Below are 16,133 nucleotides of genomic sequence, written 5' to 3'. Positions count from 1 at the left end.
TCGGCTGGCGCAGCAGGTTTTTCGAGGTGCCCGCATGTATATCTGGGAACAGGCTGACTGGCCGCGATTTCGCTGGGACGACGCGGCACTGCGTCCGCGGCTGGATGCGGTGCGCTTGCTGCAAGGGCGATTGCTGGGCCGTGCCGATGCCGCGCCCGAGCAGGACGACCTGGCATTCGAAATGGACGCGTTGATCCAGAACGCGATCCGTACCTCGGAAATCGAGGGTGAGCACCTGGATGTGGGCTCGGTGCGTTCTTCCGTTGCCCGCCAATTGGGGGTGGAACAGGCCGGCGTACCGGCCAGGACCACGCCGGAATCCGAATCGCTGGTGGCGTTGCTGCTGCACGCCACGCGTGAGCCGGACGAGCCGCTCTCTCGCGACCGGTTGTGTCATTGGCAGTCGTTGCTGTTTCCCGAGGGGCCGGGATGGCTTGAGAAGGTGCACGTCGGCGAGCTGCGCGGCGAGCAGCCGATGCAGGTGGTTTCGGGCCGGCTGGATCGCCCCACGGTGCACTTCGAGGCCCCGCCTCGGGATCGGCTGGAGGCGGAACTGGACGCGTTTGTGGACTGGTTCAATCGTCCGCCGGGCGGGCTGGACGGTCTGTTGCGGGCGGGCATCGCGCACTTGTGGCTGATTACCCTGCACCCGTTTGACGACGGAAACGGGCGGGTCACCCGGGCCGTGACGGATCGGGCGCTGGCACAAGCGGAGCGCCAATCGGTGCGGTTCTATTCGCTGAGTGCCGCGATCATGGCCCGGCGGAATGCCTACTACGACCAGTTGGAACGGGCCCAGCGCGGCGATTTGGACATCACGCCCTGGCTGGCGTGGTTTCTCGATACCCTGGAAGCGGCGTTGCGCCAGGCGCTGGAGCGGCTGGATCGGGTGCTGGCCAAGGCCCGCTTCTGGCACCACCATGCCACCACCGTGCTCAGCGAGCGGCAGATCAAGGTGCTCAACCGGCTGCTGGATACGGCGGGCGAGGAGTTCGAGCACGGCATCAACGCCCGCAAGTACCAGTCGCTGGCGAAAGTGAGCAAGGCCACCGCCACGCGAGATCTCGCCGATCTGGTGGAAAAAGGCTGTCTGCGGAAGTTGCCCGGTGGTGGTCGAAGCACCCGCTATGCCCTGGGCGGGCAGGGCGGGGACGACACATGGCACCAGTGAGTCGGCTCCTGGCAAGCCGACAGGAGCACTGAGCCGAATAGGGATTGTATTCGGCTCAGATGGCGGGGCAGGTATTGTTTGGTGTGCTCGGCCAACAGGCTCGGCCACCGCTGCGCCACCGTGGGAATGCGAGATAGGGACACGTCGAAGGACGGATAGATGACGGAAGACGAACTCGAACGACAATGCCTGCACTGGTTTGCTGAGGGCGGTTGGGAGACCGCTCATGGCCCGGATCTGGCTCCGGATGGCCTGTCACCGGAGCGGGCGGATTATCGCCAGGTGTTCTTGCTGGCGGACCTGGAAGCGGCGGTGCGGCGGATCAATCCGCATTTGCCCGAGTCGGCGGTCGAGCAGGCGGTAGCCGCGGTGCGCACGCCGGAGAGCCCGGATGTGGTGTTCGCCAACCGGGCTTTTCACCGTCTGCTGCTCGACGGGGTGCCGGTGATCTACAAGCGCGGCGACGAGCGGGTGCACGATCACGCCTTCCTGGTCGACTTTGGCGAGTTGGCGGCCAACCGCTTCCGGGTGATCAACCAGTTCACCATCGATGGCAGCAAGCAGTTGCGCCGCCCCGACGTGGTCTGCTTTATCAACGGTCTGCCGCTGGCGATGCTGGAGCTGAAAAGCCCCAACGCCGAGAACGCGACGGTCTGGGATGCCTTCAACCAGATCCAGACGTACAAGGACGAGGTACCGGATCTGTTCGTCACCAACGAGGCCTCCGTCATCAGCGACGGGTATACCGCCCGGGTGGGGTCGCTGACCGCCAACCCGGAACGGTTCATGCCTTGGCGCACGCTGCGCCACGAGGACGACAAGCCGCTGCTTCACTGGCAACTCGAGACCATGGTGCGCGGTTTTTTCGATCGCGAGCTGTTTCTCGATTACGTCCGCCATTTCGTGCTGTTCGAGTCGGATTCCGACCGGCTGGTGAAGAAGATCGCCGGCTATCACCAGTTCCACGCGGTACGCGATGCGGTGCGCGCCACGGTGATCGCCGCGCAGGCGGTGGATGAACCTGGGGTGCGCGAAAAGCGGGCGACCTATGGCGACGAGGTGGAGGCCGGCAGCAAGAAGGCCGGGGTGGTCTGGCACACGCAGGGGTCCGGCAAGAGCATCTCGATGTGCTGCTATGCGGGCAAGCTGTTGCAGCAGCCGGAGATGAACAACCCGACGCTGGTGGTGGTGACCGACCGCAACGACCTCGACGGCCAACTGTTCGCGACGTTCAACGCGGCACAGGAGCTCCTGAAGCAGGAGCCGGTGCAGGCGGACGATCGCGAGACGCTGCGCCGACTGCTGGCCGAGCGCGAATCCGGCGGGATCATCTTCACCACGGTGCAGAAGTTCGCGCTGCTGGAGGACGAGCGCGGCCATCCGATCCTCAACGACCGGCACAACATCGTGGTGATCTCGGATGAGGCGCACCGCAGCCAGTACGGACTGAAGGCGACGCTGAAACAGGACGGGCAATACAAGTACGGCTATGCGCGCCACATGCGCGATGCGCTGCCCAATGCCTCGTTCATCGGCTTTACCGGCACGCCGGTGGCGAGCGAGGACAAGGACACCCGCGCGGTGTTCGGTGACTACGTCTCCATCTACGACATCCAGGACGCGGTCGACGATGGCGCCACCGTGCCGATCTATTACGAGTCACGCCTGGCGAAGCTGGACATCAACCGCGACGAGATCGAGGCCTTGTCCGAGCAGGTCGACGAGGTAGTCGAGGACGAGGAAGACGTCGGAAGCAGGGAGAAGACCAAGGGCGAATGGAGCCGGCTGGAAAAGCTGGTGGGCGCCGGGCCGCGCATCGAGGAGGTGGCCGCCGATCTGGTGGCGCACTTCGAGGAGCGCAACCGCACCATCGAGGGCAAGGCGATGATCGTGGCGATGAGTCGCGAGGTCTGCGTGCGTCTTTACGATGCGATCGTCGCGCTGCGCCCGGAGTGGCACGACCCGGACCCGGAAAAGGGCGCGATCAAGGTGGTGATGACCGGGTCGGCTGCCGACAAGCCGCTGCTGCAACCGCACATCTATAACAAGAAGGTGAAGAAGCGCTTGGAAAAGCGCTTCAAGGACGAGAATGACCCGCTCAAGCTGGTGATTGTGCGCGACATGTGGCTGACCGGATTCGATGCGCCCGTCTGCCACACCATGTACGTGGACAAGCCCATGAAGGGGCACAATCTCATGCAGGCGATCGCCCGGGTGAACCGCGTGTTCAAGGACAAGCCCGGTGGGCTGGTGGTGGACTACATCGGCATTGCGAACGAGCTCAAGCAGGCGCTCAAGACCTACACCGACGCCAAGGGCAAGGGCGAACCGACGCATAGTGCGGAGGAGGCCTTCGCCATCCTGCTGGAGAAGCTGGACATCATTCGCGGTATGTTCGCGCCCGGACCGCACGGCGAGGGCTTCGATTATAGCGGTTTCGAGACCCGGCCCAACGAGCTGATCCCGCCGACGGCCAACTACATCTTGAGTCTGGAAGACGGCAAGAAACGGTTTCTCGATACCGTGCTGGCGATGAACAAGGCGTTCTCCCTGTGCAGCACGCTGGACGAGGCGCGCGGGTTGCAGAAAGAGGTGGCGTTCCTCTCACAGGTCAAGACCGCGATCACCAAGTTCACCAGCGTGGACCGCAAGCTGACGCAGGACGAGAAGAACTCGGCCTTAAAGCAGATCCTCGACAACGCGCTGGTCGCCCAAGGCGTGACCGACGTGTTTGCCCTGTGCGGGTTGGACAAGCCCAATATCGGGCTGCTCTCCAACGAGTTTCTCGAGGACGTGCGGCAGATGCCGTACAAGAACCTGGCCGTCGAGCTGCTGGAGAAGCTGCTTAAAGACGACATCAAGGCGCGCACGCGCAACAACGTGGTCCAGGAAAAGAAATACGGCGACCGTCTGCAGGAGACGCTGCGCAAGTACAACAACCGTGGCATCGAGACGGCGCAGGTGATCGAGGAGCTAATCGCCATGGCCAAGCAGTTCCAGGAGGAACTGGAACGCGACGAGGCGTTGGGCCTGAATCCCGATGAAGTGGCCTTCTACGATGCGCTGGCCAACAACGAGAGCGCGGTACGTGAGCTGGGCGACGAGATTCTGAAGAAGATCGCCGTCGAGATCACGGAAAAGTTGCGCCGATCGACGACCGTTGACTGGCAGGTGCGCGAGAGCGTGCGCGCCAAGTTGCGGATTCTGGTGCGTCGTACCCTTCAGCGCTACAAGTACCCACCAGACAAGGCGTCAGAGGCCGTTGATCTGGTTCTGAAGCAGGCAGAGGTCCTGTCGAGTAGCTGGAGTCACTGATCGGTGTGAATTGCCCCTGGTTTGTGAGGCATTCGCGAGCCCGTTGAAATAGCGCCCGCCCACTTTTTGCAGACGGCCACGTCAGGATGAGCAGCTGTAATGGGAAACGCCGCCGACATGGAACAGGGATGAGGGCTTGAGTCGGTAGTATTTTTCTTCTATCGCTTTTGATTGCTCGGCGTATGGCTGCGTCATTACCTCCTGGAGTTCCCTGATTGCCGAATAGTCGCCGGCCGCTGCTTGTTGGTAGGCGGGCACGAGAAACCACTCTCTCAAGGTGTATTTCGGGTTGACCCTTTTCATGGCCTTGGAGATCTCGTCCCGCCTTCTAGCCAACTCGGTTGCCGACTGGGTGTCATCATCGACGCCGATGAGCCCTCTCCACTTGGTCAGCCACTCGGACCAGCGCTCTTCGGTCGCTTGGGTGTCTTCCGACGCCGGAGTGTTTGAGGCCCCGAGATCGGCATAGAAGCTCTTCGTGAGCGGCTCGATGCTGTCGGGAACCGCCGAAAGCTCACGGAAGAAGAGGGTGTAATCCACCGGGGTGGTGGTCATCAGCGTTTGCAGTTCGACGAACAACTCGGCGTTGACCGACGCCAGGCCCAGTTTGCGGGCCCACATCCGTTCCAGTTTCTCGCCCATGATCTTGGCGAAGTCGCCTTCAATCGCGTCCAGTTGCGCGATGGCTTCCGGGGCGTCGTCCACCAGGGGGCGTAGGGTCGTGCAGAACGTGCGGAAATTGCGTTCCGCGGCGGCGGGCTGGTTGGAAAAACAAAAATGACGCCCGCCGCCGGTCCAGGGTTGGAAGTGGAGGTCGAAGACCTCGCAAAACCCGAACGGGCCGTAGTCGAGCGTGAAGCCCCCGGCCGCGCAGTTGTCGCTGTTGAAGTTGCCCTGGCAGTAGCCCACCCGGATCCAGTCGGCAACCAGCGAGGTGAGCCGGTCTCGGAACGCGTGCGCCAGCGCAAGGATCTGTTCGCCAAGCCCCGCGTCTTGATCGACGTCCTCGGCGTATTCCCGCTCAATCAGGTGCAAGACGAGCGCTTCGAGTTCTTCCTTCGCGCCCGGGTGAGCCTGTTTGCGGGCGCGGCGGCTGAAGAGTTCGAGCTGGCCGACCCGGATGAACGAGGGCGCCACCCGGGTGGAGATGGCAACCGGTTCCCGGACCAGTATGTCGGGGTTCATGGCCTCGCTGCCCTCCGAGTACCAGGGCCGATCGACGGTTTCGGTCGTCGACACGGTCAGGCTCAACGACCGCGATGTCGGTACGCCGAGGGCGTGCATGTGCTCCTGAGCGAGGAATTCGCGAACGCTGGAGCGCAGGACTGCCCGGCCATCCGCGCCCCGGCAGTAGGGCGTGCGACCGGCGCCTTTCAGTTGCATCTCCCATCGCTGGCCCCGTGTCACGACCTCGAGCACGGAAATGGCCCGGCCGTCGCCGTAGCCATTGCCGGTCTGAAACGGGCACTGGCGGTCGAATTCCGTGCCGTAAATGGACAGGGCGTAGCCACAGGCCCAGCCGACACGGCTCATCGTCTCGGGCACGACGGAAAGATCGCCGGAAAACAGCCGGACGAACTCGTCTGACCGGGCGAGACGCTCGTCGAAACCCAGCTCGCGGAAAAGCGCTCGACCGTGGGCGACGTACTCCGGGTTCTCGAGCGGGGTCGGCCTGACGGGCACGTAGTGCCCGGAGAAGACCTGTCTGGGGGCGTGGTCGTTACCGTCGCTCGTCGCCTCGGGATCGCGGTTGAGCGAGTCCATCAGGGAGTAGTCGACGACGTGGGCGAGCGCCTCGAGGCTCGAGATGGCGGGGGGCGTTTCGGGCGAGTGGCCCCAGTTGTCTCGTTGGTGCTCTTGTTGGGTCGGGTCGTTGCTCATGGGGCTGGTTACCGGTCGCGTGTTGCCGTTCCGAGTGACGAGGTCGGGCCAAGAATGGGCGTGGACGGGAAGCGGGTCGGGTTTGCCCGTCGCGCCGGGGCGGCTGTCAGGCACCCGTCAATACGTGGGCATGTCGCGATCGACTTGCGCGGCCCAGGCATCGACGCCGCCGGTGAGGTTGATCACGTCAGTGAAACCCTGCTGTTCCAGGAACAGGGCAACCTGCATGCTGCGCATGCCGTGGTGGCAAATGCACACGATCGGTGTGTCTTTCTCCAATTGCTCGACATGCGCCGGGACGGTGTTCATCGGCATCGTCCGTGAGCCCTCGATATGACAGAGCTGGTATTCCCACGGCTCTCGGACATCGAGCAACAACGGGCTGACGCGACTTTCGTCGTCGAGCCACCCGGCTAACTCGTTGGCGTTGATGTTTTGCATCGATTGGGATCATCCTCGGGAAAAGCCGGCCGGAAACCGGGCATTGGCAGACGACCGTCAGGGTGCGGCGGAGTCGGCGGCGAGAAAGACGGCGTCGGGCCGACGGCAATGTCGGCGTCACGAAAGCGCTCGACGGCCAGGGCGTTGCCGAACGGTTGCGACGACCGACCGGAACTCAAGCCGGGCCGGTCGCTCTGCGGGGCGAATACTGTACTAGTATCGTCGGATATTGTTCCACAGAGATCCCGGGCGGCAAAGTCGCATCGGGGCAGGGATTTCACGTACGAGCAGAGCGAAGTCGAGGAGGATCCCGTGACCTATGTCGTGACCGAGAACTGCATCAAGTGCAAGTACACCGATTGCGTCTCCGTGTGTCCCGTGGACGCCTTCTGCGAGGGGCCCAACATGCTGGTCATCGATCCCGAGGTATGCATCGACTGCGACGTGTGCGTACCCGAGTGCCCGGCGGGAGCGATATACGACGAGAACGACGTGCCCGAGGGGCAGACGTCATTCATCGAGCTGAACCGGGAACTGTCTGGGCAATGGCCGACGATCTCCCAGATGAAGGACCCGCCGGCCGATGCCGAGGACTGGGATGGCGTCGCGGGCAAGCTCGAGTATCTCGAGAAATAACCGCTTTCCGGTGGTGTCGGCCGACCTGCCAAGCTGACGACACGGGCTCGCGTCGGTCTTCGGTGGCGGCGCTCCCGATCGGAGAACGCGGCTCCACATGGGGCTTGCCTTCAAGGACGGCCGGCACGACTCGTCAGGCCCCGCAGACCGGCAAGGCATTCGTGCAGAGTTTCCTTAACTGGTTCCGGATCGGCGGTCACGTTTTAGTGGCGAGAGGGCCGCGATGTGCTCGGGGGACAGTCCGCAACAGCCACCCAGGACCTGCGCGCCTTGCTCGATCCATCCCTCGGCGTAGCGGCGAAGCTCACGCGGCGCGATCACGTCCTCGAACTGCCAATGCGGGGACTTGAAATACCCCGAGTCCGGGTAGGCCATCAGCGGGCCGTCGAACGTCGCGCGCAGGCTGTCCAGGGCCTCACTGACCAGGTTCGCCGGCGTGTGCATGATGCCGGCGGCATCGACGTCCCAGTCGTGGAGGATCGAGACCAGTTGCGCGAACGGGATGTCGTCCCCGGGGCCGAACCCGAGGAGCGAGCCATCCTCGCCGCGCCGGGCGGAGAACCCCGCCCAGACGGGCAGGCCGGTCCGGGCGGCCGCCTCGAAGACGAGCGGCATACGGGCCGGGTCGTACATCATCTCAAGCAGGAGCAGGTCGCAGCCTTCGTCGCGCAGTAACTGCGCCTGCTCGCGGAGCGCCTCGGCCATCGTGTCGAGCCCGATGGCGCCGCTGTCCGGCCGCGCCGAGCCGGTGGCGATGGGGCCGCGGTGGGAGAGGGAGCCGGCGATCAGGACCTCGGGGCGACCGCTGCGATCCCTGGCCTGACGCGCGGCGCGGACCGCCGCCCGGTTGATGGCCTCGAACTGGTCGACCAGTCCATCCAGCTCGAGCAACGCGCGCGACGTGGCGTAGGTGTTCGCCGTGATGATGTCGGCGCCGGCGTCGATGTAGTCCCGGTGGATCCGTTCGAGTGTGTCGAGGTGATCGAGGGAGGCCGAGCCGCTCCACGCGTTCGTGCTCATGGGCACGCCGCGCTTTTCCAGCTCCGTGCCGGTCGCCCCGTCAAGGAGCCGGACCTCGCCTGCTTGCAACCGTGTGTACGTCATCGTGATGCCATCCCGAATCGCCGCGCTGTTTGTCTCATTGTGGCAAACCGGGATGGCGTCATGGCGATGCCCGCTCCGGCACGCAACGACTCGCATCGAGCACGAATCGATCGTCGGCCGTGCGATACCAGATGCCGGTGTCGACCAAGGGAAGGTCTGCACGAATGCCATGCCACTCTGGCTTGGCGAGTCGCTCGTGATCAAGGCGCGGTGTCGCCGGCGTGCCGGTGGCCACGTCAAGACATCGCAACGCGGAGCACGGGCGACTCGCCTAGCCCCGCAGGGCGCGCCTTGAGCCGGGCATCTGCTGCGTTGTCGTCCTTGGAAAGGGAATCACCCTTCCGCGGCGGACGAACGCCTTGCATCTGCCCGGCTCAAGACGCGCAGAGCGGTATGACATTCGTGCAGACCTTCCCAAGGTGTCCTCGCGCAGCGGTTTCTTGGTGTACTGCGTGCAGCCTTGTTCGTCCGTACCCACCGCGACGAACAGCACCGGCGCCCCGGCGGCGAGTACGCCGTCCAGTGTGCCGTATGGGTTGGTCGAGCCGTTCGATGCCGTGGTCGAGCAGGCGGTGAGGAGCAGTGGAGCGATGAGGGCTGTCAGTGTGATGGATGGTCTGATGGGCATGGTTCCCTCTCCCGTGTCTGTCTGTTGCCGGAGTCATCGCTCGATTCGCGGTATCCGTTGGGCGATTCCCGGTGATCCTGGTCGTGCCATGCCTCGGGTTTGTCGCCTGGGGCTCAGGGGAGGCGCACCCTGACTTCCAGGCCCCCGAGCGCCGCCGAACGCGCGAACGTCAGCTCGCCGGCATAAAGCTCGACGATTTCACGCACGATCGCCAGTCCCAGCCCGTGGCCGTCGCGGGATTCGTCCAGGCGCGTGCCCCGCTGCGCCAATGCCTGCAGGGAGTCGGTTGGTACGCCCGGCCCGTCGTCCGCGATGGTGAGGTGCCAACCATCGTCCTCCTGGCTCACTGCCACATCGATGTGGCTGGCCGCCCACTTGGCCGCGTTGTCCAGCAGGTTGCCGACCAGTTCGTACATGTCCTCGCGATCGGCGCGTAGCAAGGCACCAGCGGGGCAGTCGACCCGGTGGGTGAAGGTCTTTTCGGGGTGGAGATGGCGGAACATGCCGAGCAGTCGCGGGAGTTCGCGTGCCACCTCGAAACGCTGACTGCCGCGTGCCTCGCCCGCCATGCGTGCCTGGCGGAGCTCGCGGTCGGTGATGCGGCGCATGCGGGAGACGCCCTCGGCGAGGCGCTCGGCGGTTTCGGCGGGGAGGGTGTCCCGGGATCGTTGCAGCACCTGGTCGATCAGGGTGATCGGGGTCTTCAGGGCATGGGCAAGGTTGCCGAGCGCCTTGCGCGAGCGGGACAGGCGGCGTTGCATCGTGTCCTGCAGGTGGTTGATCTCCTCGACCATGGGCCGGAGTTCCGGCGGGACGGCCTCGTCCAGCCGGTCGATTTCGCCCTCCTGCAGGCGGCGGCAGTCCTGCCGCACTCGATCGAGCGGACATAGGCTTGCCCGGACGATCAGCCGTTGTCCGACGAGCATCATGCCGAGCATGATCAGCGTGAGGACGGCGAAACGCCAGCGGAAGGTCTCGATCCGCTCTTCCAGTGCTGAGAGATCCGCGGCCACGTGTACCTCGATCCAGGTGTCGTCTTTCTGAATCCGGTCGGCATAGACGAGCAAGTGCTGTTCCGCCGGGCCGGTGGCGTGGTAGGTGCCGGGGAACGATTCGAGTTTCCGGGACTGTAACTCGAAATCCCATAGCGATCGAGAGCGCAGCTCGGTGCCGGCCACATCGAGCTGGTAATAATACCCCGAGTAAGGGCGCTCGTAGAGGGGGGTGGCGTAGGCCGGGTCGAGTCGCGGCGCGTCGCCGGTCTGCTCCACGCCAAGGACGAGCACTTCGGCGTCATGCGCGAGGAGGTCGGCGATGTAATTTTTGGTGAGCACCACGGGCGCGCGAGCGGCGACCAGCCAGAACAGGGCCACCAGCACCAGGACGCTGGTCAGCAGCCAGAATGTCAGGCGGGTCTGGATATGGCGGGGCTTGAACCTACTCACGAGCGTTCTCGCGGATCACGATGGAAGACATATCCCTGACCGCGACGCGTCTCGATCCGTTCGCGACCCAGCTTGCGGCGCAGACGCGTGACGTAGGCCTCGATCACGTTGGGATCCCGGTCGTCGTCGAATTCGTAGAGATGATCGGCCAGCCGGCTTTTCGACAGTACGTGCCCCGTGTGATGGACGAAGTAGCGCAGCATGCGGAACTCGGTGCCGGTCAGTTCCACCGGTCTGCCTTCGACCAACGCCTGCTGACGGTCCTCGTTGAGCACGAGGCCGTGGTCCGACTGCATTATCAGGTCGGCAGGGTGTTTGTTGACGCGCCGTGAGAGGGCCCGCAGGCGCGCGACCAGTTCCTCGAGATGGAACGGCTTGGCGAGGTAGTCGTCGGCCCCGGCCTCGAACCCCTCGACCTTCTCGAACCAGGTATCGCGGGCCGTGAGCAGCAGTACCGGTAAGTCCAGACCCTTCTCACGCCATTCGTGCAGTACCGCTAGACCGTCCTTTCCGGGGAGACCGATGTCGAGCACGACCAGATCGTGCACGTGTTCCCTTCCCAGCCAGGCGGCTTCGTCGCCGTGGCGCACCCAGTCGACCGCGTAGCCTCGCTCGCGCAGGCGCGCCTGCAGATCGGCGCCCAGGGTGTCGTCGTCTTCGGCCAAGAGCAGTCTCATCAGTCAGTCGTCATCGTGGTGGCCGCTCCCAAAGAATTCCCCGGTTTCCTTGTGTTCGGAGAGAAGTCGGCCATCACGCGCATCGAAGCGCATTTCGTGGTACTGGTCGTCCTTGCCGTAGACGGTAATCTCGTATATCAGCGCCTCCTCGTCGAGCTTGGCCTCCACCATCTGTCCTGGGTGGAAGGCCTGGGGTCGACCAAGGAGTTCGGCCAGGGAGAGGAGCTCGCCGCGTTGATGCGGCTTGAAGACCTGGTTGTGATCCGCCTGGGCCGACGACACGATCGCCAGAACGGCCAGCATTGCCACCGCGACCAAGCCGGTCCGAAGCCACGAGACGACCTTGCGGATCGGTTCGCCGCCCCGGTTATCAGTATGGTTCATGGGATCTCTCCGCTGTCGTGCACGGGCACAAGCCAGTATCGCAGACCCAGGCCGGCGAGTTCATCCCGCATGGCCTGGATCAACGACTGGGCCTGATCCGACTCGATTTCCAGGTGAAACACCGCGCGGCGCTGGCGTCCCGTGACCTGTTCGACTAGGTTGAACCGGCCGTGCTCCCGGCTGTGGCCCCAGGCGGCCTCGCCGGTAAAGCCGGACAGTTCGTCGCGAACTAGCAGCCAGTCGACCACGACTTCCTCGACGTCCGGGCGGGCGATCAATGTCAGCAACACGTCATTCATGCTTCGGCTCCCTGGCGGTCGGCTTGGGGTGCCGCTTCACCGAAGCGGCGGTAGAGGATGGGCAGCAGCACCAGGGTCAGCAGGGTGGAGGTCACCAGCCCGCCGATGACCACCGCCGCGAGCGGCCGCTGGATCTCCGAGCCCGGCCCGGTCGCGAACAGCAGCGGGATCAGGCCGAAGGCGGCGGTGGCGGCCGTCATCAACACCGGACGCAAGCGCCGCTTGGCCCCCTCGATCACGGTGTCATGCAACGACAGCCCCAGCCCTCGCAACTGGTTGAAATAGCTCACCAGCACCACGCCGTTGAGCACCGCGATGCCCAGCAGGGCGATGAAGCCCACCGAGGCCGGTACCGACATGTATTCGCCGGATATCCACAGGCCGAACACGCCACCGATCAAGGCAAAGGGGATGTTCAGTAGCACCAGAATGGCCTGGCGGATCGAGCCGAAGGTGGTGAACAGCAGGAGGAAGATCAGGCCGATCGAGACCGGCACCACCATCCCCAGTCGCTTGGCCGCACGTTGCTGGTTCTCGAACTCGCCGCCCCACGCGAGGCGATAACCCGTATCGAGCGATACCTGGTCGCCCACCGCCTTGCGGGCATCCTCGACAAAACCGACCAGATCGCGGCCGGCGACGCTCGCGGCCACCACGACGAAACGCTCGCCCAGCTCGCGCTCGACCTGAACCGGGCCCTCGACGCGCTCGATCGATGCCAGAGCCGACAGGGGCAATCGTTGACCACCGGGCAGGCTGACCAACAGTTCGCGCATCGCTTCCGGTGAACTGGCGATCTCGCGGCTGCCGCGGATCATCAGCGGTGTGCGCCGTATGCCCTCGTAGACCGTGCCGACGCGTTTGCCCTCGAGTTGCGCGCGCAAGACGGTCTGTAGCTCTTCAATGGCCAGCCCATAGCGCCCGGCGGCCTGCCGGTCGGCGGTGATTTTCAGGTACTGCACGCCCTCGTTGCTGGTATAGAAGACATCCGAGGCACCATCGATACCGCGCACGGTCTCGGCGATCGCCTGGGCCTTCTCGTTGAGCACGTCAAGGTCGGGGCCGTACAACTTGATCGCCAGATCCCCGCGCACCCCAGTCAGCATCTCGGAGACGCGCATCTCGATAGGTTGGGTGAAGGCATGGGCCACGCCCGGGAAGTCGGCCAGGACCTCGCGGATGGCATCGATCAGTTCCTCCTTGGTCTCGAAGCGCCATTCCTCGCGCGGTTTCAGCACCAGGAAGTTGTCGGTATCGTTGAGACCCATCGGGTCCATGCCCAATTCGTCGGACCCCGTGCGGGCGATCACGCCGGTGACTTCGGGGACGCGCTCGATCAACGCCTGCTGGAAGCGCTTGTCGATGCGGACCGACTGCCCGAGCGAGATCGACGGCAGCTTCTCCAACTGGACGATCACGTCGCCCTCGTTCATCGTCGGCATGAATATCTTGCCGATCTGGGTGTAGGCCCCGGCCGTTGCCCCCAGGGCCAGCAGGGCGGCTGCGCCGATGGTTTTCGGGTGGGTCAGCGACCAGGCCAGGGCCGGGGTGTAGGCCTTGTGCAATTGGCGCACCAGCCACGGCTCGTCGTGCGGCACATTGCGCAGCAGGAACGTGCTGATCACCGGGATCGCCGTCAGCGAGAGCAGCAGTGAACTACCCAGGGCGAAGACGATGGTCAGCGCCACCGGCTTGAATAGCTTGCCTTCCAGCCCCTGCAGTGTGAGCAGCGGCAAGAAGACGATCACGATGATCAGGGTGCCGGCGGTCACCGGCGCGGCCACTTCGCGCACGGCCCGATAGATCACGTGCAACCGGGGCAGGCACTTGGCCTCCTTTTCCCGCCCCAGGTGGGCGACGATGTTCTCGACCACCACGACGGCGGCGTCGACCAGCATGCCGATCGCGATGGCCAGCCCGCCCAGGCTCATCAGGTTGGCGGACATTCCCACCTGATCCATGAGAATGAAGGTCAGTAGGGCAGACAGCGGCAGGATCAGGGCCACGGTCACCGCCGCCCTCAGGTTGCCCAGGAAGATCACTAGGAGGATCAGCACCAGGACGATAGCCTCCTCGAGGGCCTTGGTCACGGTGTGCACGGCCTGGTCGACCAGCGTCCCGCGGTTGTAGAAGACGTCGATGCTCACGCCTTCCGGCAAGGTGGGGGCGAGCTCGTCGAGCTTGTCCTGCACGCCGGCGACGACCTCGCGGGCATTCGCTCCCCGTAGGCCCAGCACCAGGCCCTGGACGGCCTCGCGGTCGCCGTTCTTGGTCACCGCGCCGTAGCGGGTGAGGCTGCCGATCTGGACATCGGCGACGTCGGCGACGTGGATCGGCGCGCCGCCCGGCGTCATCGCCACCACGGTTTCACGCAGATCGTCCAGTTGCGTGACGGCGCCCTGGACGCGCACCAAAAGCGCCTCCTCGCCGTCCTCGACCCGGCCCGCGCCGTCGTTCTTGTTGTTGCGTGACAGGGCATCACGCAGTTGCCCGAGCGTGACACCGCGGGCGCTCATCCTTGCCGTGTCGGGTTCGACCTCGAAGGTACGGACGTGTCCGCCCAGGGCATTGACGTCGGCCACCCCCGGCACCGTCCTCAGGGCCGGACGGATCACCCAGTCGAGCAGCGACCGGCGTTCGGCCAGCGACAGGTTGCCCCCATCGATGGTGAACATGAACATCTCGCCCAGCGGGGTGGTGATCGGTCCCATGCCGCCGGTCGCGTCAGGCGGCAGATCCTCCCAGACGGCGGCGAGACGTTCGGACACCTGCTGGCGGGCCCAGTAGATGTCGGTGCCTTCGGCAAAGTCGATGGTGATTGCCGTCAGGCCGTACTTGGCCACGGAACGGAGCATGCTCTGGTCGGGAATGCCGAGCATCTCGACTTCCACCGGTGCGGTGATGCGCTGCTCGATCTCCTCGGGCGTCATGCCCGGTGCCTTGATGATGATCTTGACCTGGGTGTTCGATACGTCCGGGAAGGCATCGATCGGCAGATTGAGGAAGGCGCGGGTGCCCAGCCCCGCCGTCAGGGCGACCAGCAACAGGATGAACAGGCGCTGGGTAAGCGAGAACCGGATCAGTGCGGCTAACATCACTCACCGCCCCCCATGCCTTGCCAGGCACCCTTGATGGTGGCCACGCCGTCAACGGCCACCTGATCGCCGGCCGACAGTGGGGGGCGGTCACCCGTGTCGCTCACCCGAACGGTCAGCAGGCCATCGGATTCGCCCAGTCGCTCGACGGGGTAGGCATCGAAGCCGCCGTCGGTCGCGACGAAGACGAATGAATTCCCCCCTTGGCGGATGACCGCGTCGCCTGGCACGCGCAGCAGGTTTGCCTGATCGGCGCCCTCGAGACGTACACGCAGGAATTGCCCTGGGCGCAACCGGCCGTCGACAGCCTCTACCCGGGCGCGGATCATGACGGTCTGATCATCCGGATCGATGCGGCTGCCGGTCAGGATGACCTCAGCCTGTATCCCGTTGTCCATGACGATCACCCGGTCACCCGGTTGCACGTCGGCGAGTCGCTCGACCGGGAGCCGCACCTCAAGCCAGAGCGTATCCAACGCACTGATGCGCATCAGTGCAGAGGCGGCGTTGACTCGCTCGCCAGCGGTGATCATCTGTTCCATCACGGTGCCGTCTTGGGGGGCGACGAGATCAAGCACCGGGTCGATACGTCGGGTCTGGTCGAGTTTGTCCAGCGCGGCGTCGCTCATGCCGGCCAGTGACAGGCTCTGGCGCAGGGCGGACAGGCGGGCATCGGACTGGTTGTACGCACCACGGGTCTCGTTGAGGCGGCGCTCGGCGATGATGCCTTCGGCCGCCAGGGACCGGTCGCGTTCCAGGGCCTGTGCCGCCACGCGATGGGTCGCGAGTGTCTCGAGGTAGTCGCTTTGCAGCGTGACCAGACCCGAGCTCAGCAGGCTGGCGACGGGCTGGCCTTGCGTGACGGTCTCGCCCTCGGCCACCCGGACCTGTTGGATCATTCCGTCGACCGGCGCGGCGAGCACGGTCTCGTTGGCCGGTGGCACCCGGACCTCGGCGGGGTAGGCCTGTCCGGCAACATTGCTGGCCGGCTCGGCCGCCGCGGTTTGAATACCCAGTGCCTGAACCTGGGACGCGCTCATGTTGATATCCGCCGCCT

Annotated in this window: 12 protein-coding genes; 3 read left to right on the top strand and 9 right to left on the bottom strand. The window is 64.8% G+C overall.

What is annotated here, in order from left to right; genetic code table 11:
• Positions 1 to 34 precede the first annotated feature (34 nt).
• Positions 35 to 1,171 carry a Fic family protein gene (locus LV475_RS07495; RefSeq protein WP_250106078.1) on the top strand — a complete coding sequence of 379 codons (1,137 nt, stop codon included), beginning with the start codon at positions 35 to 37 and terminating at the stop codon, positions 1,169 to 1,171.
• A gap of 159 nt (positions 1,172 to 1,330) precedes the next feature.
• Positions 1,331 to 4,486 carry a type I restriction endonuclease subunit R gene (locus tag LV475_RS07490; protein ID WP_136865981.1) on the top strand — a complete coding sequence of 1,052 codons (3,156 nt, stop codon included), beginning with the start codon at positions 1,331 to 1,333 and terminating at the stop codon, positions 4,484 to 4,486.
• A gap of 81 nt (positions 4,487 to 4,567) precedes the next feature.
• Here the strand turns inward: LV475_RS07490 and LV475_RS07485 are convergent, their stop codons facing one another.
• Both LV475_RS07485 and LV475_RS07480 read right to left on the bottom strand, forming a co-directional pair.
• Positions 4,568 to 6,367, bottom strand: a complete 1,800-nt coding sequence (locus LV475_RS07485; RefSeq protein WP_250106077.1) for a protein adenylyltransferase SelO — start codon at positions 6,365 to 6,367, stop codon at positions 4,568 to 4,570.
• A gap of 117 nt (positions 6,368 to 6,484) precedes the next feature.
• Positions 6,485 to 6,808, bottom strand: a complete 324-nt coding sequence (locus LV475_RS07480; RefSeq protein WP_250106076.1) for a rhodanese-like domain-containing protein — start codon at positions 6,806 to 6,808, stop codon at positions 6,485 to 6,487.
• Between the two features lie 312 nt (positions 6,809 to 7,120).
• On the opposite strand from LV475_RS07480, the gene fdxA reads away from it, so the two are divergent.
• Positions 7,121 to 7,444 (top strand): ferredoxin FdxA, encoded by a 324-nt coding sequence (fdxA, locus tag LV475_RS07475; protein WP_250106075.1) that lies wholly within the window; start codon positions 7,121 to 7,123, stop codon positions 7,442 to 7,444.
• 174 nt (positions 7,445 to 7,618) lie between these two features.
• Here the strand turns inward: fdxA and LV475_RS07470 are convergent, their stop codons facing one another.
• From LV475_RS07470 to LV475_RS07440, 7 genes are all read right to left on the bottom strand, one after another.
• Positions 7,619 to 8,548 (bottom strand): homocysteine S-methyltransferase family protein, encoded by a 930-nt coding sequence (locus LV475_RS07470; RefSeq protein WP_169303500.1) that lies wholly within the window; start codon positions 8,546 to 8,548, stop codon positions 7,619 to 7,621.
• A 741-nt stretch (positions 8,549 to 9,289) separates the two neighbouring features.
• A complete protein-coding gene (locus LV475_RS11150) occupies positions 9,290 to 10,621 on the bottom strand; it encodes a sensor histidine kinase (RefSeq protein ID WP_136865986.1) in 1,332 nt (443 codons plus the stop codon).
• Positions 10,618 to 11,298: a response regulator transcription factor gene (locus tag LV475_RS07460; protein ID WP_125198633.1), complete on the bottom strand. Its 681-nt coding sequence runs from the start codon at positions 11,296 to 11,298 to the stop codon at positions 10,618 to 10,620. Before LV475_RS07460 ends, LV475_RS11150 begins: the two co-directional genes overlap by 4 nt.
• Before the next feature lie 3 nt (positions 11,299 to 11,301).
• Entirely contained in the window at positions 11,302 to 11,682 is a 381-nt protein-coding gene (locus LV475_RS07455; RefSeq protein WP_125198634.1) for a PepSY domain-containing protein, read from the bottom strand.
• Complete coding sequence (locus LV475_RS07450) at positions 11,679 to 11,981, bottom strand: DUF3240 family protein (RefSeq protein WP_136865987.1); 303 nt, start codon at positions 11,979 to 11,981, stop codon at positions 11,679 to 11,681. The genes LV475_RS07455 and LV475_RS07450 overlap by 4 nt, the downstream gene beginning before the upstream one ends.
• On the bottom strand, positions 11,978 to 15,076 hold the full coding sequence (locus tag LV475_RS07445) for an efflux RND transporter permease subunit (RefSeq protein ID WP_136865988.1): 3,099 nt from the start codon (positions 15,074 to 15,076) through the stop codon (positions 11,978 to 11,980). The genes LV475_RS07450 and LV475_RS07445 overlap by 4 nt, the downstream gene beginning before the upstream one ends.
• Positions 15,076 to 16,116: an efflux RND transporter periplasmic adaptor subunit gene (locus LV475_RS07440; protein WP_169303501.1), complete on the bottom strand. Its 1,041-nt coding sequence runs from the start codon at positions 16,114 to 16,116 to the stop codon at positions 15,076 to 15,078. The genes LV475_RS07445 and LV475_RS07440 overlap by 1 nt, the downstream gene beginning before the upstream one ends.
• Positions 16,117 to 16,133: the final 17 nt, after the last annotated feature.

The sequence above is a fragment of the Guyparkeria hydrothermalis genome, from assembly GCF_023555375.1.
In the GTDB taxonomy this organism is placed as follows: domain Bacteria; phylum Pseudomonadota; class Gammaproteobacteria; order Halothiobacillales; family Halothiobacillaceae; genus Guyparkeria; species Guyparkeria hydrothermalis.
This window is presented reverse-complemented; position numbering and strand designations above follow the sequence as displayed.